Raw genomic sequence first — 19453 nt, 5'->3', positions numbered from 1 at the left:
GATAGCCGGGACGGTTTAGCCGGGCATCGCGCGCGCGACCCGGCGCCATATTGTCGCAGGTGCAGCATTTGGGATCACGAAGGCGCGAGATCAGCGCGCGCGGGTGATCCGGTGCAGGAACTGGGCGAGGTTGTCGGTGTGGTGGTGGATATGGGGCGCGGGCGCGGGCAGCGGCGCGGGGGCGACATGGACGCAGCGCATCCCCATCGCGTGGGGCGCCTGAAGGTTGCGCGGGTCGTCCTCGAACATGGCGGCTGTGGTGGGGGTGATCCCGGCCTTGGCGAAGATCGTGTCATAGGCGCCGCGGTCGGGTTTGGGGCGGAACTCGGCGTGCTCGACCCCGTAAATGCCGTCGAACAGCCCATCGAGCCCGCGCGCGGCCAGCACCCGTTCGGCATAGGGCCCGCAGCCGTTGGTGTAGACGATCTTGCGGCCCGGCAGGGCTGCGATGCCGGCGCGGAGGTCCGGGTCTGCGTGCAGGTGTTCGAGCGAGATGTCGTGCACATCCGTCAGGTAGGGCGTCGGGTCCACGTCATGTTCGTGCATGAGCCCGGCGAGGGTGGTGCCGTAAAGCTCCCAGTAGTGGCGGCGCAGGTGGTCGGCATGGTCTCGGTCCACGCTGAGCGCGCGCATGACGTAGTCGGTCATGCGGATTTCGATCTGGTCGAAGAGCCGGGCCTCGGGCGGGTAGAGCGTGTTGTCGAGATCGAAGACCCAGTCGCGGACATGGGCGAAATCGGGTTTGGGATCGGGGCGCGTGTCGGTCATGGGCACACGCTAGCGTTGCCGTTGGGGGGCGGCAATGGGGGTGGCGGGCGAATCGGCGGCTTGTCAGGGGGCGGGGGCTTGCCTAATGTTTCGCTCCACGCGCCGCGCTGGGTGCGAGAAGAGGGACGAAGATGCAAAAAGACGCCTACACGCTGATCCTCGAGGCGATCGACAGCGGGGTGTTCCGCCCCGGCGACCGGCTGGTCGAATCCGATCTGGCGGAGCGGTTCGGTGTGTCGCGCACGCCGGTGCGCGAGGCGTTGCAGCGGCTCGAGACCCAGTCGATGCTGTCGCGCGACGGGCGCTCGCTGATCGTGGCCTCGCTCGATCACAACCAGCTCGCGGAGCTTTACGTGGTGCGCGCGGAGCTGGAGGCGCTGGCGGCGCGGCTGGCGGCGAAACATGCGGCCCCCGAAGAGGTGCGCGTGTTGCAGGAGATGGTCGAGGAAGATCGCGGGCAGTTGGGCGATCCGGCGGCGCTGAGCCGGGCGAACCGGCGCTTCCACCACCAGATCCATCTGGCCTCCCATAACCGCTACCTCGTGCAGCAGCTCGACCTCGTGCATCGCTCGATGGCGCTTTTGGCGACGACTTCGCTGGCAGTGGACGGGCGCGGCGAGACCGCGCTGCGCGAGCATCAGGCGATCGTGGATGCGATCGGATCGGGCGATGAGGACGGCGCGGCCAATGCGCTGCGCGCGCATATCTCGAAGGCGTTCGAGACCCGGCTCAAGCTCGATGCGGCGGCGCTGGCGGCGAAACCAAAAGTTTAAGGACGCGCCGCAAGGCTCTGATAAGGCGAGAAATCAGTCGATCAGAGGTGCGCGCGCCGTGCGAGGTGCCGCGACCGGCACGGGCTCTGCCGCGCGGATCGCGGTGACGAGCGCGGAGCTGGTGCCGGGGACCGTATGGGTCACGGTGTCAAAGACGCCGTGGGTGGTCTTGTCCCAGTAGAACGGCTTCACGATGACCTCGTAAATCGCCTTCCAGCCGGCCAGCGCGCCGAGCGGAAAATAGACATGCAGCGTCGGCACCCAAGGGATCAGGTGGCGATGCCCGCGCCCGCGCACGGCCCAGACCCCGACCACGATATGCAGCAGTTCCGAGGCCCCGAACACCACCATGAGACCGGTGACCATCTCGGGGGTGAGCAGATCGCGCACCGGGTGCCAGAAGCCGAGCGGCACCAGCCACATCGACCAGAGCACCGGCGCGAAGATATATTGCGAGAGCGCGCCGAGGATCAGGATTTGCACGCCGATGAACCGTTTCGTCCCCAGATCGCGCCAGAGCTGCACCGGGTCGCGCATATGCACGGCCCATGTCATCGCGTAGCCCTTGAGCCAACGTGAGCGCTGCTTGACCCAAGGCATCGCGCGGCAGTTGGCCTCTTCCTCGGTGACGGTGGCGATCAGTTCGGTGCGGTAGCCGCGCCGCGCAAGGCGGACGCCCAGATCGGCGTCTTCGGTCACGTTGTGCGCGTCCCAGCCGCCCAGTTCTTCAAGCGCCTCACGGCGGAAGAAGAGGGTGGTGCCGCCCAGCGGCACGACAAGGCCAAGCCGCGCGAGGCCGGGCAGCATGGCGCGGAACCACGCCGCGTATTCGATGGTGAAACACCGCGCGAGCCAGTTGGTGCGCGGGTTGTAATAGTCGAGGATGCCCTGCACACAGGCGACCTCGGGGCCGGTCTCGGCGAAGCGGCGGGCGACGGTGTGAAGCTGCTCGGGGTCGGGCGCGTCCTCGGCGTCATAGACCCCGATCACCGAGCCGCGGCAGAAGCTCAGCGCGTAGTTGAGCGCGCGGGGCTTGGTCTTGATCGGGCCGGTGGGGACGGTGACGACGCGCATCCAGCGCGGCAGCACCTTGCCGTCGAGCGCGCGGCGGGTGGTATGGTCGTCTTCTTCGACGACGAGCAGGATGTCGAGCAGTTCCTTGGGGTAGGTGAGGCGCCCGAGGCGGGCGATCAGCCGCTCGGCGATGTCGTTTTCGCGGAAGAGCGGGACCATGACCGAGATGATCGGCAGGCGCGCGGGCAGGGTTTCGGGCGTGCGGGCGCGATCCCGGCGCTGGCCGATCAGCTCGGCGAGGAAGGCGGCGGCCTTGAGCCCCATCGCGGCGATCAGCGTGAGCATCACCCAGCCGAACAGCAGCGCGAAGACCGCGATCGGTGCGATCCAGAGGCCCAGCGTCACCGCGGCCAGCGTGCCGAAAGCGATGCGCGAGGCGCGTTCCTCGTTGCGGGTGCGGCAGCTCTCGGCGGGGTCCACCTTGACCTCGGCCCGGCGGATGAGCGCGGTCTGGCGGCGCGAGAGCAGGCTGTCATGCACGTCGCGCTCGGGGGCGAGGACCATGCGGTAGGGCGCGTAGAGGTCGGGCAGGGAGGCGGTGAGGTCGCGGAAATGCTCGGGCCGGGAGGTGGCGATGATGGTGGCGCCGCCGATCCGGCGCCACGGCACCATGCCGTGCTTGAGGCAGGTCTCGGGGCCGATGGCGTCGATCAGGCGCGGGTCGGGGCGCTCGGCCAGAAGGTCCACGACCGTGGCCTTCCATTGACGCGCAAGCCCCGCCATGAGGTCGGCGTCGCTGACCCAGCCATGTGACAGGAGGATGTCGCCGAGGCGCACATCCTGCCGATTGCGCAGCGCCAGCGCCTTGAGCAGGTTGCCGGGGCTGATCGCGCCCATTTCGAGCAGGATCTGGCCCAGCGGCCTGCGCGCGGCGACCGGGCGGGGGGTGTCGGTATTGGCGGGGACGGGGCTTTGGGATTTGAGGAAGGCCGACAGGCTCACCGGGGCGCCGGTGGGCTCCAGTGTGGGGATGCGTTTGAGATTTGCGGGATGCATGTCGGCCTTGCTCTTCAATCAGAAGGCGAGCATCGGTGTCGATTGGTTAACGGAGGGTTAATGAAACCGGGCGTTTCCGGGGCATTTGCGGGGTATGTTGCGCAAAGCCCGCCAAGCGTGGGCGGGCTTAACTTTTTGTTCCCGGTTTGATCCTGAACCCTTTGAAAACAGGGCGAATCGGCTGCCCCGGCGGCGCGGGGATCAGCCCGCCTTGCGGGCGCGCATCGCGTCGGCGAACCGCTCGAACAGGTAGTAGCTGTCCTGCGGGCCGGGGCTCGCCTCTGGGTGGTGTTGCACCGAGAAGACCGGCTTGTCTTCGACGCGGATGCCACAGTTCGACCCGTCGAAGAGCGAGACATGGGTTTCCTTGACGCCCGCCGGAAGGGTCTGGGTGTCGACGGCGAAACCGTGGTTCATCGAGGTGATCTCGACCTTGCCGGTTTCGGTGTCTTTCACCGGGTGGTTCGCGCCGTGGTGGCCGTGGTTCATCTTGATCGTCTTGGCACCGAGCGCGAGGGCGAGCATCTGGTGACCGAGGCAGATGCCAAAGACCGGAAGGTCGGTTTTCAGGACCTCCTGAATCATCGGCACGGCATAGCTGCCGGTCGCGGCCGGGTCGCCCGGACCGTTCGAGAGGAACACGCCATCGGGATTATGCGCGAGCACCTCTTCGGCGGTCGCGGTGGCGGGCAGGACGGTCACGTCGCAGCCAGCCGAGGCGAGGCAGCGCAGGATGTTGCGTTTCGCGCCGTAGTCGATGGCGACGACCTTGAGCGTATTGCCCTCGGCCTTGGTGTAGCCCTCGGGCCAGGCCCAGCGTTTCTCGTCCCAGCGGTAGGATTGCGCGCAAGTGACCTCTTTGGCGAGGTCGAGGCCGACTAGGCCCTTCCAGTCGCGCGCCTGTTTGACGAGGCCCTCGATGTCGAACTTGCCCTCGGGATCGTGGGCGATGGCGACATGCGGGGCGCCTTGCTGGCGGATGGCGCGGGTCAGGCGGCGGGTGTCGATGCCGCCGATGCCGATCCGGCCCTGCTTTTCGAGCCAGCTCACGAGATCGGAGGTGGCGCGCCAGTTCGACGGCTCGCTCGGGTCCCATTTGACCACCATCCCGGCGGCGACAGGCGCGCCGGTCTCGTCATCCTCGGGGGTGACGCCGGTGTTGCCGATATGCGGGAAGGTGAAGGTCACGACCTGGCCCGCATAGGAGGGGTCGGTCATGATTTCCTGATAGCCGGTCATCGCGGTGTTGAACACCAGCTCGGCCACGGTGGTGCCTGTGGCGCCGAAGCCCTTGCCGTAGAACAACTGCCCATCTGCCAGCGCGATCAGCGCGGTGGGCTTTTCCGATGCTTTCTGGCTTGCAGGCATGGCGCGACTCCCCGGGGCAAAATCTGCTGGAACCTACGGGCGCGGGCGCTTGGGGTCAAGGGGGTTTGGCTTATTCGTGTTGTGCAATGTTATCAATGACTTAGCCTCATTGTGTCGGTCGCGTCTTTTGGCTATTCTGCCGGTCTTGGTTGAGATGGGGTTATGACCATGGAGATGCGCGACAAGATCGCCGGAGCACTGAAAGAGGCGATGAAGTCGAAGGATCAGGAGCGGCTGTCCACGCTGCGTCTGATCAATGCGGCCATCAAGGACCGCGAGATCGCTCTGCGCGCCGAAGGCGACGGGGCGGGATCGGTGGGCAACCCGGAGATCCTTGCGATCATGGGCAAGATGGTGAAGCAGCGTCAGGAATCGGCGCGCGCCTATGAAGAGGGCGGGCGGCTGGAACTGGCCGAGAAGGAACAGGCCGAGATCCGCGTGATCGAGGAATTCCTGCCCCGGCAGCTTTCGCCCGAGGAGGTCGCGGAGGCGATCGAGAAGGCCATCGCCAAGGTCGGTGCGAGCTCGATCCGCGATATGGGCCGGGTGATGGGCGAGCTGAAAGGCAAATATACCGGCCAGATGGATTTCGGCGCGGTGGGCGCGCAGCTCAAGGAAAAGCTCGCGTGATGTGGCGCGGGGCGGGGATCGCGCTTGCGCTGGCCCTGCTGAGCGGCTGTGACACGGTGGGGGCGGCGCGGATGGCCTATCCCGACCGGGCGCTGTTGTCCTTTGACTCCGAGGTGCAGGAGGGCCGCTTCGGCTATGCCTGCACCCATGGCGAAACCGAGGCCGAAACGGCGGCGCGGGGCGCCAAGGCGCATCGGGCTTTTGAGGCGGCGCTGGAGAGCTTTGCCGAGGTCCAGACCGAGCGGCTCATCAAGCAGCTCGACGCGCAGACCAAGCCGGGCACGATTGCGCGCGACCTGAATGCGCGCGGCGAAATCTGGGCGGCGGAAACAGCGGCCCGGATCGAGGCGGAGTATCAGTGCATCCCGCTTTCCGAGGTCTGAGGGCGGGGCGCGCTTGGGGCGGGATCAGACCTGTGGCCGACCCGCCTGCATCAAGGCCATATTCACCTCGTCATAGAGGCTGCGGCGTTCCTCGGGGGTGAGGAAGGCGCCGAGTTCGACGAGGCGGGGGCCACCTTTCAATGTGAGATAGTTCGGCACCGGGCCGCCCTTTGGGTGCAGCTCGGCGCGGACCCAATGGGGGTTTGCGCTCCAGTCGCGGTCGGGGCGTTTGGGGTCGTGGCGGGTCAGCGTCACGCTGTCTTCGGTGATGGCCAGACGCTCCAGCACCTCGCCGGTGCGGTAGCTATGCGCGAGCGCCCACCAGATCGCCCCCACGGCCAGCGCGAGAAAGGGCAGGAGCGCCCAGAGCACGGTCGAGCCGAGCACCGCGAAAAGCGGCAGCGCGAGGAAGCCTGCGGTCGCGCCAATGAACAGCACGAAGCCTTTCTTCGGCAGCGAGCGATAGGGCCAAAGTTCGAGCCGTGCGGTGCGGTCGTCATGGGTCCAGTGATAGGGCATCGGTGTCTCGGGGCAGGGGCCGGAACGCGAACGGCCCCGGATTTCTCCGGGGCCGCGCGAGTGTCAGCGTGCCTTAGTGGGCGTGGGAGTGATCCCAGTCCTCACGCTTGGGCAGTTGCTCGAAGGTGTGCTCCGGCGGCGGCGACGGAAGCGTCCATTCGAGCGTGTCGGCATATTCGTTCCAGTAGTTGTTCTCGGTCACGCGACGCCCTGCGAAGAGGGTGTAGAACACGATCCCGATGAAGAACACGAAGGAAGCGAAGGAGATGAACGCGCCGATCGAGGAGATCTTGTTCCAGTAGGCGAAGGCCTCCGGATAGTCGATGTAGCGGCGCGGCATGCCCTGACGGCCCAGGAAGTGCTGCGGGAAGAAGATCAGGTTCGAGCCGATGAACATCGCCCAGAAGTGCAGCTTGCCGGCCCATTCCGGGTATTGGCGGCCCGACATTTTGCCGATCCAGTAGTAGACGCCCGCGAAGATCGCAAAGACGGCCCCGAGGCTCATCACGTAGTGGAAGTGCGCCACGACATAGTAGGTGTCGTGATAAACGCGGTCGAGCGGGGCTTGCGACAGCACGACGCCGGTCACGCCGCCCACGGTGAAGAGGAACAGGAAGCCGAAGGCCCAGAGCATCGGCGTCTTGAACTCGATCGAGCCGCCCCACATGGTCGCGATCCACGAGAAGACCTTGACCCCCGTAGGCACCGCGATGACCATCGTCGCCAGCATGAAATAGCTCTGCTGGGTCAGCGACATGCCGACGGTATACATATGGTGCGCCCAGACGACGAAGCCCAGCACCCCGATCGCCACCATCGCATAGACCATCGGCAGGTAGCCGAAGACCGGCTTGCGCGAGAAGGTCGCGATGACGTGGGAGATGATCCCGAAGCCCGGCAGGATGATGATGTAGACTTCCGGGTGGCCGAAGAACCACAGGATGTGCTGGTAGAGGATCGGGTCGCCGCCCCCGGCCGGATCGAAGAAGGTCGTGCCGAAGTTGCGGTCCATGAGCAGCATGGTGATCGCGCCAGCCAGAACCGGCAGCGAGAGCAGGATCAGCCACGAGGTCACGAAGATCGACCAGCCAAACAGCGGCACCTTGTGCAGCGTCATGCCCGGTGCGCGCATGTTCAGGAAGGTGGTGATCATGTTGATCGCGCCGAGGATCGAGCTGGCGCCCGAGACGTGGACCGCGAAGATCGCGAGGTCCATCGAGATGCCGGCCTCATTGGTCGAGAGCGGCGGGTAGAGCACCCAGCCCACGCCCGAGCCAAGCTGGCCGTTGCCGCCCGGCGCGAGCAGCGAGGCGACGCCAAGCGCCACACCGGCCACGTAGAGCCAGTAGGAGAGGTTGTTCATGCGCGGGAACGCCATGTCCGGCGCGCCGATATGCAGCGGCATGAAGTAGTTGCCGAAGCCACCGAACAGCGCGGGGATCACGACGAAGAACATCATGAGCACGCCGTGATAGGTGATCATCACGTTCCACAGGTGCCCGTTGGGGGTGCATTCCTGCGTGCTGTCCGCGATGAAACGTGCGCCCTCGGCACACATGTATTGCACGCCGGGGTCCATCAGCTCCAACCGCATGTAAACGGTGAAAGCGACCGAAATCAGACCGACGAGGCCCGACGTGAAGAGATAGAGAATCCCGATATCTTTGTGGTTGGTGGACATGAACCAGCGGGTGAAGAACCCGCGCTCGTCATGCGCACCGTGGCCGTGAACGGCTGCGTCCGCCATAGTGATCTCCCATATACAGCTGGGGTCCGGGATCTCCCTTCCCGAACCTGCCTAAAGATGGTTCTAGAACGCATTTTTTCGTGGGGCAAGAATGGAGTGCGAAAAACTGTCGCAGGAGCGCGGCGGCGCATATGCAAAACGGGCGCCCCGAGGGGCGCCCGTCTGGAACTTCAGCGCAGGGACCGGATTATTGAGCGACCGAGGCCAGATAGGCCGCGATGTCTTCCTGGTCTTTCTTCTGCTTGTGGGTCATGCCCGACTTCGCGCCCGAGTCACCGGTTTTCTCGATGAGCCACGCTTTGGGGTCGGTCATGTAGGCGGCCAGTTCGGCCTCATCCCAGACCAGACCGCTTTCGCCGACGGCGACGATCGAGTCCTTGTATTTGAACCCTTCGACCGAGCCGACCTGACGGCCGACGACGCCATAGAGGTTCGGGCCGGTCTTGCCGCCCTTGTAGATTTCGGTGCCATCGGGGGCCACGATCATGTGGCAGGCCTTGCACTTCTTGAATTCGGTCTCGCCCTTGGCGGCGTCGCCTGCGAATACGGGCGTTGCAACGGCCATCGCGGCGAGGGTGGCAATCAGGCTGATCTTCATCGCGTCTTCCTTACTCTCGTAGCTCGACCCGCAGTGGGCCTTGGACAGGGCGCAGATAGGGTGCGCTCTGGCGTCTTACCACGGGGCAAAAGGTCGCGTCACGGGGTATTCCCGCAGGAATTCCCCCCATCAGCGAAGATTTGATCGAACTTTAGTCGCAAGGCCGCATCCAGATCGTCGAGCGTGACCGGAAGTCCGAGATCGACGAGCGAGGTCACGCCATGGGCGCGAATCCCGCAAGGCACGATGCCGGTGAAATGCGACAGGTCCGGCTCGACATTGATCGAGATGCCGTGGAAGCTCACCCAGCGGCGCAGTTTGACGCCAATCGCAGCGATCTTGTCCTCGCGCAGCGTGCCGTCGGGGTTTTTCGGGCGGTCGGGTCGGGTGACCCAGACGCCGACGCGGCCGTCGCGAATCTCGCCGGTGACGTTGAATTCCGCAAGCGCGGCAATCACCCAGTCTTCGAGCTTGCGCACGAAGCAGCGCACGTCGCGCCCGCGCTTGTTGAGGTCGAGCATGACATAGGCGACGCGCTGGCCGGGGCCGTGATAGGTATATTGCCCGCCGCGTCCGGGCTCATAGACGGGGAAGCGGTCGGGATCGGTGAGGTCTTCGCGCCGCGCCGAGGTGCCGGCAGTGTAGAGCGGCGGGTGTTCGAGCAGCCAGATCGCCTCGTCGGCCTCGCCGCGCGCGATGGCCGCCACGCGGTCCTCCATGAAGGCGAGCGCCTCCTCGTAGGGGACGAGCCTGTCGCTGTGAATCCATTCGACCATGCGCCGTATCCTTTCCCTGAAGCGCGCCGGGCAGGGCGGGCCGCGTTTGGCCTATGTGGCAAGGGCGCGGGCGGGATGCAAGCGGCGTGGGGCGCAGATGGCGGCGCGGGTGCACCGGGGCGGGGTGAAAATTTTTCGCGCGGGGGCAAAAATCCCCTTTCCTTCGCCAGCGCCTTTGGCTAATACCCCGCCCACCAAGCCAAGACAGTGCGGTCGTGGCGGAATTGGTAGACGCGCAGCGTTGAGGTCGCTGTGGGGTAACTCCCGTGGAAGTTCGAGTCTTCTCGACCGCACCATTGGCTGGAAGCCACGAAAGCCCGGACCCCGTGTCCGGGCTTTGTCGTTTCCGGGCCGGGGCGGGCAAGTTCTGAAAATCTCTGGCATTTTAGCTAAACAGCTTCGGGCCTCCGGGGGCTGGTTAACCGTTTTTTCCGATCTCGGCGCGAGACTGGGCGCGAGGTGAACTGCGCAAAGACGGTGCCGCTTTGGCGACTTATACGAGATACGGGTATTCCCCCGGCGATGTCGTCATTGAGGGCGGTGGATCGACGCTTGTCGCGGGGTCGGTGTTTCACGTCGATCCGACATGGGATGCGACGACCGACCGTCTGACCTTCGTGTTCACCGATGACGAGGCCGCGCTTGATGGCGATGTCTCTGCCGACGAGACCGGGGTCGATGCGAACCAGTATCTGACCGTGCGCGATGCGAGCGGGGCGACGCTGGCCTCGGGGCGCGCCTATTCAGAGGAATATGCCGTCCTGACCGCGCCCGATGGCTCGACGGTCTGGCTCGACCGGATCGAGATCGGCGGGCAGTTCGTCGGCTATGTCACCAATGTCGAGTTGCAGCCCGGCGTCGTTTACACGGTCTCCAATGTCTATAATGTCGATAGCCCCTCGGCGACGACCTATTTCGATCTGGCGGTGCTCGATTACGACCCCGATCTTGCGAGCTATATCCGGGGCGGGGCCGGGGATGACACGCTGCTGGCGGGGGCCGGCAATGACACGATCGAGGCCGGAGCGGGCGCGGATTCGATTGAGGGCGGGTCTGGCAATGACACGATTTATTTCGGTCAGGGCGGGGCGACGTCGCTTGAGGGCGACACCGTGCATGGCGGCGATGGCGCGGACCTGATCGACGATGTGGGCGGGGTGTCCTACGCCTATAATGCGGTGATCTACGGCGATGCGGGCGCCGATACGGTCTGGGCGGGCAATGGCGACGACTGGATCGACGGCGGCGCGGATAACGACGAGCTGCATGGCGAGCTTGGCGATGACACCATCACCGGCGGCACCGGGGATGACGTCATCTGGACCGGGGACGGGTCCGACACGGTGGTCTATGCCGATGGCTCGGGCGCCGATACGATCAACGATTTCAATATGACCGACGACGGGTCGGGCTTGACCACCGATCAGTTCGACGTGACGGGGCTGACCGATCAGTTCGGGAACCCGGTCAACGCCTGGGATGTCACCGTCACCGATGACGGGTTCGGCAATGCGGTGCTGAGCTTCCCCAATGGTGAGTCGGTGACGCTGACCGGGGTGAGCACGGCGCAGGTGTCCACGGTGCAGCAGCTTTATGCGATGGGCATTCCCTGCTTTGCCGAGGGCACGCTGATCGACACGGAGGCGGGCGCCCGCCGGATCGAGGATTTGCGGGTGGGCGACCGGATCCGGGTGCGCGATGGTCCGCCGGAGCCTTTGGTCTGGCGCGGTGCGCGCCAGCTTGGCCCGTCAGAGCTGGCTGCCGATCCTCGCCTCCTCCCGATTCGGATTCGGGCGGGGGCGTTCGGCAATGCGCAGGCGCTGATCGTGTCGGGGCAACATGCGATCTGGGTGCCCGAGGCGGCGGGGCCGGAAGCGGGGCAGGGCGCTGGGCAGGGGGCCGGGCCGGGCGTCGCGGATCGGGGGGCGCAGCCCTCGGGCCGCGGGCAAGCGGATGCGCGTCCGGGCGCGATGCCGGGCGGAGGCGCGCTGGTGCGCGCGCGCCATCTGGCGCAATCGGGCTGGGGCGGGGCGCGCGTGATGCGGGGCGCGCGGGCGGTGAGCTATCACCATATTCTGTTGCCCCGCCACCGGGTGATCCGCGCCAACGGGGTCTGGTGCGAGAGCTTCTGGCCGGGGCCCTTCGCTCTTGGTGGGCTGACGCGCGCGGGGCGTCTTGGCGTGATCGCGGCGATGCCCGAACTGGTGTCCGCGCTTTTGGGTGCGGTGCCGGTCAGCGCGGTCTATGGGCCGATGGCCGCCCCTTTGCTTTCCCGAAGGTCAATTTCGCGGGAAAGCTGTCGGAAATGGTCGCAGTTGCTCTCTGATATGGCGTTTTGTGGCAGTTCCGGACGCGAAACCGTGACTAGCCTCAGCTAACTGTGGGGCTTCGCAGAGCGGTGATCAAATGGGGTTGAAATCCCGCCGGATCGTTGTTTTAGTCCCGCCTACGGGAGCTAACGAAAAATAATCACGGGGAGCCCGCTTTGACTAACGCTGCTGACGACGAAGGCTTCGTCGTATTCGACCGCGTGCAAAAAAGCTATGACGGCGAAACGCTGGTCGTGAAAGACCTGAACCTGTCCATCGGTAAGGGTGAATTCCTGACGATGCTTGGCCCTTCGGGCTCTGGTAAGACCACCTGCCTGATGATGCTGGCAGGCTTTGAAACCGCCACCCACGGCGAGATCCGGCTGGGGGGGGAGAACATCAACAACGTGCCGCCGCACAAGCGTGGTATCGGGATGGTGTTCCAGAACTACGCGCTTTTCCCCCATATGACCGTCGGCGAAAACCTTGCCTTCCCGCTTGAAGTGCGCGGCATGGGCAAGTCGGAGCGCGAGCAAAAGGTCAAGCGCGCGCTCGACATGGTGCAGATGGGCAATTTCATCAACCGCCGCCCGGCGCAGCTTTCGGGCGGCCAGCAGCAGCGGATCGCGCTTGCCCGCGCGCTGGTCTTCGACCCCAAGCTGGTGCTGATGGATGAGCCGCTCGGCGCGCTCGACAAGCAACTGCGTGAACATATGCAGTTTGAAATCAAGCACTTGCACGAAACGCTCGGGATCACGGTGGTCTATGTGACCCACGATCAGGGCGAGGCGCTGACGATGTCGGACCGCGTGGCGGTGTTCAACGATGGCCGCATTCAGCAACTCGCGCCGCCCGATGAGCTTTATGAGCGTCCGCAGAACTCGTTCGTGGCGCAGTTCATCGGCGAGAACAACAAGCTGCCGGGCGTGGTCGAGACCCTGTCGGGCGACAAGTGCACGGTGCGGCTGGAAACCGGCGAAATCATCGACGCGACGCCGGTCAACGTGCGCGAGGCGGGTCAGAAGACACTGGTCTCGATCCGCCCCGAGCGTGTCGAATTCAAGTCCGAGATGATGCCCGAGGGCGCCCATACGATCGGCGCGGAAGTGCTCGAAGTGATCTATATGGGCGATATTTTCCGCACGCGGATGCGGGTCGCGGGCTCGGAGGAGTTCGTGATGAAGTCGCGCAACACGCTTGGCCAGACCAAACTGGTCGAGGGCGAGAAAATTCAGATCGGGTGGCACCCGCAGGACGCGCGGGCGCTCGATCCGATGTGATCCGGGGGGGCGGGCGACCGCCCTTCCACTGCCGACGGCCCAAAGCCGCGGCCAATATGACATAGTCAAAACAAACCAACTGGGAGTCTTACGAATGAAGAAGATGTTGATCCTGTCGACGGCTCTTGTCGCCACCGGCTTTGCCGCCTCGGCGCAGGAAGTTGTCGTCGTGTCCTGGGGTGGCGCCTATGAGGCCAGCCAGGTCGAAGCCTATAACAAGCCGTTCACCGAAAAGACCGGCATCAAGGTGACCATGGTCGCCGCCGACAACCCCGCCTCGCCGCTCAAGGCGCAGGTCGAGGCCGGCAACGTGACCGCCGATGTGTTCGATATCGAGGTCTCGGACGCGATTCGTCTGTGTGACGAAGGCGCGCTGGTCGAGATCGACCCGGCGATCCTGCCGCCCGCGCCCGATGGCACCCCCGCGATCGACGACTTCGTCGATGGCGCGCTGCGTGACTGCGCGGTTGCGAACATCGTCTGGGGCACGGTTATCGCCTATGACACCACCAAGTTCCCGAACGGTCAGCCGATGACCGCCGCCGACTTCTTCGATCTCGAAGGCTTCCCCGGCAAGCGCGGTCTGCCGAAGAACGCCAAGCGCACGCTCTATCTCGCGCTGATCGCGGATGGCGTCCCGGCGGCGGAAATCTATGACGTGCTCGGCACGGATGAGGGTGTCGCACGCGCCTTTGCCAAGCTCGACACGATCAAGGACTCGGTCGTGTGGTGGGAAGCCGGCGCCCAGCCGCCGCAACTGCTCGCCGATGGCGAAGTGACCATGAGCACCGTGTATAACGGTCGTATCTTCGACGCGATCGTCGCAGAGGGCAAACCCTTCGACATCGTCTGGGACGGCCAGTACATGGACCTCGACATGTTCGCGATCCCGAAGAACTCGCCGAACCCGGAAGCGGCGATGGAATACCTCAAGTTCGCAACCGACACCGAGCGTCTTGCCGGTCAGGCCAGCTACATCAGCTATGGCCCGGCGCGGAAGTCCTCGGCTGCGCTGGTGGGTAAATACAAGGATGGCGTGACCGACATGGCCCCGCACATGCCGACCAACCCGGAGAACATGCAGAACGCCGTTCTGGACGACCCGGAATTCTGGGCCGACCATGACGTCGAGCTGAACGAGCTGTTCAACGCCTGGCTCGCAGGCTGATCGCAGACATGCGCGGCGGGGCGGAAACGTCCCGCCGCACGTCACTTCTGTCCGGCCCGGTGCGCTGACCTGCGCACCCGCGGACGCCTTTTGGCATCCTCCGGGCCGGCCCGACGACTTTCAACGGGGTAAGAACCGTCATGACCGATGTCTCAGCATCCATTCTGACCACAGCGGATGGCAAACCGCTCAAGGCGGCGCTTGCCGCCAGTCAGGCCCGCGCGCGCCGCAAGGCGTTTATGCTGGTCGCGCCCTTGTTCCTGTTCGTGGTCATCACCTTCGTGATCCCGATCGGTCAGATGCTGTTCCAGTCGGTCTATAACGACACGTTCAGCGCCACCGCCCCCGCGCTGCGGCAATGGTTCGACGAGAACCCGCCCGGCACCGAGCCTGACGAGGCCGCCTATGCCGCGCTGGTGAGCGACCTGCGGCTGATGCGCGAGGAGCGCAGCGCCGGGGCCGCCGGCACGCGGATCAATTACGATATTTCCGGCACGCGCTCGATGTTCACGGGCATGGCGCGCAAGGCCGACAAGCTGGAGCCGCCCTACAAGGAGGCGGTGCTTGCGGAAGACAAGAAGTGGGACAATCCCGATGTCTGGCGCGCGATGCGCTCGGCCAGCTCGCCGTTTACCATCGATTTCTACCTCGCCGCGCTCGACATGACCCGCGACGAGACCGGTTCGATCGTCGGCGTCAAGGAAGGGCAGGCGGTCTACAAGATGCTGTTCGGGCGCACGCTGTTTCTGTCGGCGCTGATTACGGTGATGTGCATGGCGCTGGCCTTCCCGATCGCACATATGCTGGCGACGCTGCCGATGGCCAAGTCGAACCTGCTGATGATCCTCGTGCTGCTGCCGTTCTGGACCTCGCTTCTGGTGCGGACGACCTCGTGGATGGTGCTGTTGCAGAGCCAGGGGGTGGTCAACGATTTCCTGGTCTGGGCCGGGATCGTGGGTGACGATGGCCGCATCCAGATGATGTATAACCAGATCGGCACGGTGGTCGCGATGACCCATATCCTGCTGCCCTTCATGGTGCTGCCGCTCTATTCGGTGATGCGGACGATCCCGCCGAGCTATGTGCGCGCGGCGCGTTCGCTGGGGGCGACATCGTGGACCGCGTTCCGCCGCATCTACCTGCCGCAGACCCTGCCGGGGATCGGCGCGGGCGCGCTGTTGGTGTTCATCCTCGCGGTCGGCTATTACATCACGCCCGCCCTTGTCGGTGGCGCGGATGGTCAGCTGATCTCGAACCTGATCGCCTTCCACATGCAGAAATCGCTCAACTGGTCGCTGGCTGCCGCGCTTGCCGCGCTGCTGCTGGGCGGCATCCTGATCCTCTACTGGCTCTATGACCGGCTGGTGGGCATCGACAACATGAAGCTCGGCTGAGGGGCAAGAGAATGGCACTTCCGACCTATGCAAGTCCGCTCGAGAAGGCGTGGTATTACACCTATCATGTGATTTGCGCGCTGATCTTCCTGTTCCTGATCGCGCCGATCCTGATCGTGATGCCGCTTTCGTTCAACGCGGAGCCTTATTTCACCTTCAGCGACAAGATGCTGGCTTTCGACCCCGAGGGGTATTCGATGCGCTGGTATGACAGCCTGCTGACCTTCGGCATGATCGCCCCCGATGCGGTGCGTGACGGCAGCTGGTGGGCGGATGCGTGGCACAATGCGAAATGGGTGCAGGCGGCGAAGAACTCGGTGATCATCGGCTTCTTCTCGACGCTGCTCGCAACCATTCTGGGCACGCTGGCGGCGCTGGGGCTGTCGCGCCCCGAGATGCCGTTCCGCCGCGCGATCATGGCAGTGCTGATCTCGCCGATGATCGTGCCGATCATCATCACCGCGACGGGTCTGTTCTTCTTCTACTCGAAGACCGGGCTGGCGAATTCCTATCCGGGCATCATCCTCGCCCATGCCACGCTGGGTATTCCCTTCGTTATCATCACCGTCACGGCAACGCTGATCGGCTTCGACCACAGCCTGAGCCGGGCGGCGGCGAGCCTCGGGGCGAACCCGCGCACGACCTTCTTCAAGGTGATCATGCCGCTGATCCTGCCGGGGGTGGTGTCGGGGGCGCTGTTTGCCTTCGTGACTTCGTTCGACGAGGTGGTGGTGGTGCTTTTCGTGGCCGATCACAGCCAGCAGACCATTCCGCGCCAAATGTGGAACGGCATCCGCGAGCAGATCAGCCCGGCGATCCTTGCGGTGGCGACGATCCTCGTGATCATCTCGATTGCGCTTCTGACCACGGTCGAGCTGTTGCGCCGCCGTTCGGAACGGCTGCGGGGGGTGACCCCGCACTGAGCCACGGCTCCAGAGAAGACACAGCGGAGGGGGGCTTTGCCCCCCTCTTTGCGTTCCGCAAATTCACCCCCCAGGATATTTCGGGCGATTGGACGCGAGAGCGGTTCCCCCCATCCAATCGCGTCAAATATCCCGGGGGTGAATGGCGCGCAGCGCCAGAGGGGGCAGCGCCCCCTGCGCGGTTTGGCTCAGGGCAGGATCGCGAGCCAGAGCCAGACGCTGAGGATCGAGAGCGCTGTCGCAATCAGCACGGCGGAGGCGGCGACCCGCCTGGCGACGCCGTAGATATTGGCGAAGAGGTAGGCGTTGACGCCGGGCGCCATGGCGGCGGTCAGCGTGGCCGAGCGCAGCGCGTCGGTGCCGATGCCAAAGCCGAACCGCCCAAGCGCATAGGTGATTGCGGGGTGCAGCAGGAGCGAGAGCGCGGTGACCATGGCGATGGCTTTCGCATCGCCTTCGGGGCGATAGCGGAAGAGCACGCCGCCCAGACCAAACAGCGCGGCGGGGAGGGCCGCGCTGGCCATCATGTCCATGGCGGCCCAGACGGGGACCGGAAGGTCCTGCCCGGTGAGTGTCTGAAAGGCCTTGATCGCGAAGCCTGCAAGGATGCCGATCACGAGGGGCGTGCGCAGCACTCCGATCAGCGCGTTGCGCCCGACCCGTCCGAGCCCCGCGCCGGTGCCCGAGGAGCGCACCGCCTCCATCACGAGGATGCCGACCGTATAGAGGAAGGGCGAGTGGATCGAGATGATCGCAAAATTGCCGGAGAGCGCCTCGGCCCCATAGGCGCGTTCGGTGATCGGCACGCCGAGGAGCAGCGAGTTCGAGAACAGGCAGGCAAAGCCGATGGCGACCGTCTCGGGGCCGGTGCGGCCGAGCGCGCGCGCGCCTGCCATGCCGAGCGCGAAGGAGATCAGCGCGCCGGCATAGAAGCTGACCATCAGCCCGAGATCGTAGCTTGCGCCCAGATCGAGCCGCGCGATGGAGCGCGCAAGCAGCACGGGCACCGCGAAGTTTTGGGCAAAGCGCATCAGCCCATCGACGGCCGCCTCGGAGAAGAGGCCGCGCCAGCTGACGATGTAGCCGAAGCCGATCACCAGAAAGACGGGCAGGATGACGTCGAGCAGCGCGCTCATGGCGCGGGGAACTCCAGCACCATGCCGTCATAGGCGGGGTGGATATGGTCGGGGGTCTCGGCGGCGAGGGTCGCGTAGTCGAGGTCGATATGCATGTTGGTCAGCACCGCCGAGGCGGGTTGCGCGCGGGCGATCCAGTCGAGCGCGAGGTCGAGATGCGCGTGTGTCGGATGCGGCGTGCGGCGCAGCGCGTCGATGACGAAGCAATCGAGGCCCATCAGATGCGGCCAGGAGGTCTCGGGGATCTCGTTCACGTCGGGCAGGTAGGCCAGCCCGCCGACGCGGAAGCCGAGCGCGTCTATGCTGCCATGCTGGACCTCGATCGGCTGGAACGGGATCGGGCCGCCCGCGCCCGCGATCTCGAAGGGCGCGCGGATCAGGTTCAGGTTGCAGATCGGCGGGTAGTCGGAGCCGGGCGGTTGCACGAAGGCATAGCCGAAGCGGGACAAGAGCGCGTCGGTCGTGTCGCTGTCGGCCCAGACGTCGAGGCGGGTGCGCATGTTGAAAACGATCTGGCGCAGGTCGTCGATCCCGTGGACGTGGTCGGCGTGACTATGGGTGAAGACCACGGCATCCAATTCACCGACATTCGCATCGAGCAGTTGCTCGCGCATATCGGGCGAGGTGTCGATCAGGACGCGGGTGGTGCCTTGCGCGCCGGTGCGTTCGACCAGCATCGAGCAGCGGCGACGGCGGTTGCGCGGATTGGTCGGGTCGCAATCGCCCCAATGCCCGCCGATGCGCGGCACGCCACCCGAAGAGCCGCAGCCGAGGATGGTGAAGCGAAGGCGGCTCATGCCTGGCTCCAGGATGCGGCTTTGGCGAAGAGGCGGTCGAAATTCTCGGTGGTGATGCGCGCGAAGTCTTCGAAGGGCAGGCCGTAGACATCGGCGCCGATCTTGGCGGTGAGCGCGGTATAGGCGGGCTCGTTGCGCTTGCCGCGATGGGGCGGCGGGGCGAGATAGGGGCTGTCGGTTTCGACGAGGATGCGCTCCACGGGGGCTGCGGCGAAGATGTCACGCACCTCTTGCGAGCGGGGGAAGGTCGCGATGCCGGACATCGAGAGGTAGAAGCCAAGGTCGATGGCGGTGCGCGCCAGATCCGGCCCGGACGAATAGCAATGCATCACGCAGGCAAAGGGTTTCGCCTTCATGCCTTCGGTCAGGATCGCAGCCATATCCTCATCGGCGGCGCGGGCGTGGATGATGAGCGGCAGGCCGGTTTCCTGCGCGGCCTCGATATGGGTGCGCAGCGAGGTTTTCTGCACCTCGGCGCTGTCGGCGGTGTAGTGGTAGTCGAGGCCAGTTTCGCCGATGCCGACGAATTTCGGATGGGTCGCGAGCGCGATCAGCTCGTCGAGCGTCGCCAGCGGTTCTTCGGCTGCGGACATCGGGTGGGTGCCGGCGGCGTAGAAGACCTCCGGGTAGGTTTCCGCGATGGCGCGCACGGTCGGTTCGTTGCGCAGGCGGGTGCAGATCGTGACCATGCGGGTGACGCCGGCCGCGCGGGCGCGGGCGATCACCTCGGGCAGTTCGCCGTCGAAATCGGGGAAGTCGAGATGGCAGTGGCTGTCGACGATCTGGGGGAGGTCGGTCATCGGGGGTCCTTGGC

18 protein-coding genes and 1 tRNA gene are annotated in these 19453 nt (G+C 65.3%); 9 read left to right on the top strand and 10 right to left on the bottom strand.

What is annotated here, in order from left to right:
* Nucleotides 1-90: 90 nt before the first annotated feature.
* Complete coding sequence (locus tag P0X85_RS03645; protein WP_275808597.1) at nt 91-768, bottom strand: pyrimidine 5'-nucleotidase; 678 nt, start codon at nt 766-768, stop codon at nt 91-93.
* A gap of 131 nt (nt 769-899) precedes the next feature.
* On the opposite strand from P0X85_RS03645, the gene P0X85_RS03640 reads away from it, so the two are divergent.
* Nucleotides 900-1541, top strand: coding sequence for a GntR family transcriptional regulator (locus P0X85_RS03640; protein ID WP_275808594.1), 642 nt, complete (start codon nt 900-902; stop codon nt 1539-1541).
* A gap of 33 nt (nt 1542-1574) precedes the next feature.
* On the opposite strand, the gene P0X85_RS03635 is transcribed toward P0X85_RS03640, so the two are convergent.
* Both P0X85_RS03635 and carA read right to left on the bottom strand, forming a co-directional pair.
* Nucleotides 1575-3611, bottom strand: a complete 2037-nt coding sequence (locus P0X85_RS03635) for a glycosyltransferase (RefSeq protein WP_275808591.1) — start codon at nt 3609-3611, stop codon at nt 1575-1577.
* Between the two features lie 201 nt (nt 3612-3812).
* Complete coding sequence (carA, locus tag P0X85_RS03630) at nt 3813-4979, bottom strand: glutamine-hydrolyzing carbamoyl-phosphate synthase small subunit (protein ID WP_275808588.1); 1167 nt, start codon at nt 4977-4979, stop codon at nt 3813-3815.
* 168 nt (nt 4980-5147) lie between these two features.
* Here carA and P0X85_RS03625 point away from each other — a divergent pair, with 168 nt between their 5' ends.
* Nucleotides 5148-5609: a GatB/YqeY domain-containing protein gene (locus tag P0X85_RS03625; RefSeq protein ID WP_275808820.1), complete on the top strand. Its 462-nt coding sequence runs from the start codon at nt 5148-5150 to the stop codon at nt 5607-5609.
* Nucleotides 5606-5992 carry a hypothetical protein gene (locus P0X85_RS03620; RefSeq protein WP_275808585.1) on the top strand — a complete coding sequence of 129 codons (387 nt, stop codon included), beginning with the start codon at nt 5606-5608 and terminating at the stop codon, nt 5990-5992. Before P0X85_RS03625 ends, P0X85_RS03620 begins: the two co-directional genes overlap by 4 nt.
* A gap of 24 nt (nt 5993-6016) precedes the next feature.
* On the opposite strand, the gene P0X85_RS03615 is transcribed toward P0X85_RS03620, so the two are convergent.
* The 4 genes from P0X85_RS03615 to lipB all read right to left on the bottom strand — a co-directional run bounded on the left by P0X85_RS03615 (nt 6017) and on the right by lipB (nt 9641).
* Nucleotides 6017-6511 carry a DUF2244 domain-containing protein gene (locus tag P0X85_RS03615; RefSeq protein ID WP_275808581.1) on the bottom strand — a complete coding sequence of 165 codons (495 nt, stop codon included), beginning with the start codon at nt 6509-6511 and terminating at the stop codon, nt 6017-6019.
* Nucleotides 6512-6584: 73 nt separating this feature from the next.
* Complete coding sequence (gene ctaD, locus P0X85_RS03610; RefSeq protein WP_275808578.1) at nt 6585-8258, bottom strand: cytochrome c oxidase subunit I; 1674 nt, start codon at nt 8256-8258, stop codon at nt 6585-6587.
* A gap of 187 nt (nt 8259-8445) precedes the next feature.
* The gene (locus P0X85_RS03605) at nt 8446-8856 is read right to left on the bottom strand and encodes a c-type cytochrome (protein ID WP_275808575.1); all 411 of its coding nucleotides are present in this window, start codon (nt 8854-8856) and stop codon (nt 8446-8448) included.
* Nucleotides 8857-8954: 98 nt separating this feature from the next.
* Complete coding sequence (gene lipB, locus P0X85_RS03600; RefSeq protein ID WP_275808817.1) at nt 8955-9641, bottom strand: lipoyl(octanoyl) transferase LipB; 687 nt, start codon at nt 9639-9641, stop codon at nt 8955-8957.
* A gap of 200 nt (nt 9642-9841) precedes the next feature.
* Here lipB and P0X85_RS03595 point away from each other — a divergent pair.
* The 6 genes from P0X85_RS03595 to P0X85_RS03570 all read left to right on the top strand — a co-directional run bounded on the left by P0X85_RS03595 (nt 9842) and on the right by P0X85_RS03570 (nt 16706).
* Nucleotides 9842-9928: transfer RNA gene (locus P0X85_RS03595), tRNA-Leu, on the top strand.
* A 189-nt stretch (nt 9929-10117) separates the two neighbouring features.
* Nucleotides 10118-12010: a Hint domain-containing protein gene (locus tag P0X85_RS03590; protein WP_275808572.1), complete on the top strand. Its 1893-nt coding sequence runs from the start codon at nt 10118-10120 to the stop codon at nt 12008-12010.
* 107 nt (nt 12011-12117) lie between these two features.
* A complete protein-coding gene (locus P0X85_RS03585; protein WP_275808569.1) occupies nt 12118-13221 on the top strand; it encodes an ABC transporter ATP-binding protein in 1104 nt (367 codons plus the stop codon).
* 94 nt (nt 13222-13315) lie between these two features.
* The gene (locus P0X85_RS03580; protein WP_275808565.1) at nt 13316-14389 is read left to right on the top strand and encodes an ABC transporter substrate-binding protein; all 1074 of its coding nucleotides are present in this window, start codon (nt 13316-13318) and stop codon (nt 14387-14389) included.
* A 140-nt stretch (nt 14390-14529) separates the two neighbouring features.
* Entirely contained in the window at nt 14530-15783 is a 1254-nt protein-coding gene (locus P0X85_RS03575) for an ABC transporter permease (protein WP_275808561.1), read from the top strand.
* Between the two features lie 11 nt (nt 15784-15794).
* A complete protein-coding gene (locus tag P0X85_RS03570) occupies nt 15795-16706 on the top strand; it encodes an ABC transporter permease (RefSeq protein WP_275808558.1) in 912 nt (303 codons plus the stop codon).
* Nucleotides 16707-16894: 188 nt separating this feature from the next.
* Here the strand turns inward: P0X85_RS03570 and P0X85_RS03565 are convergent, their stop codons facing one another.
* Genes P0X85_RS03565 through P0X85_RS03555 form a run of 3 tightly spaced genes read right to left on the bottom strand, consistent with a single transcriptional unit; the run spans nt 16895 to nt 19439 of the window.
* The gene (locus P0X85_RS03565; protein WP_275808555.1) at nt 16895-17842 is read right to left on the bottom strand and encodes an AEC family transporter; all 948 of its coding nucleotides are present in this window, start codon (nt 17840-17842) and stop codon (nt 16895-16897) included.
* Nucleotides 17839-18639 (bottom strand): MBL fold metallo-hydrolase, encoded by an 801-nt coding sequence (locus tag P0X85_RS03560; RefSeq protein ID WP_275808551.1) that lies wholly within the window; start codon nt 18637-18639, stop codon nt 17839-17841. Before P0X85_RS03560 ends, P0X85_RS03565 begins: the two co-directional genes overlap by 4 nt.
* Nucleotides 18636-19439 (bottom strand): TatD family hydrolase, encoded by an 804-nt coding sequence (locus P0X85_RS03555; RefSeq protein WP_275808548.1) that lies wholly within the window; start codon nt 19437-19439, stop codon nt 18636-18638. Before P0X85_RS03555 ends, P0X85_RS03560 begins: the two co-directional genes overlap by 4 nt.
* Between the last annotated feature and the right edge of the window lie 14 nt (nt 19440-19453).

It is taken from the genome of Pseudothioclava nitratireducens, assembly GCF_029210495.1.
Taxonomy (GTDB): domain Bacteria; phylum Pseudomonadota; class Alphaproteobacteria; order Rhodobacterales; family Rhodobacteraceae; genus Pseudothioclava; species Pseudothioclava nitratireducens.
The sequence above is the reverse complement of the archived record's forward strand: the minus strand, read 5'-3'. Positions and strand labels throughout refer to the sequence as shown.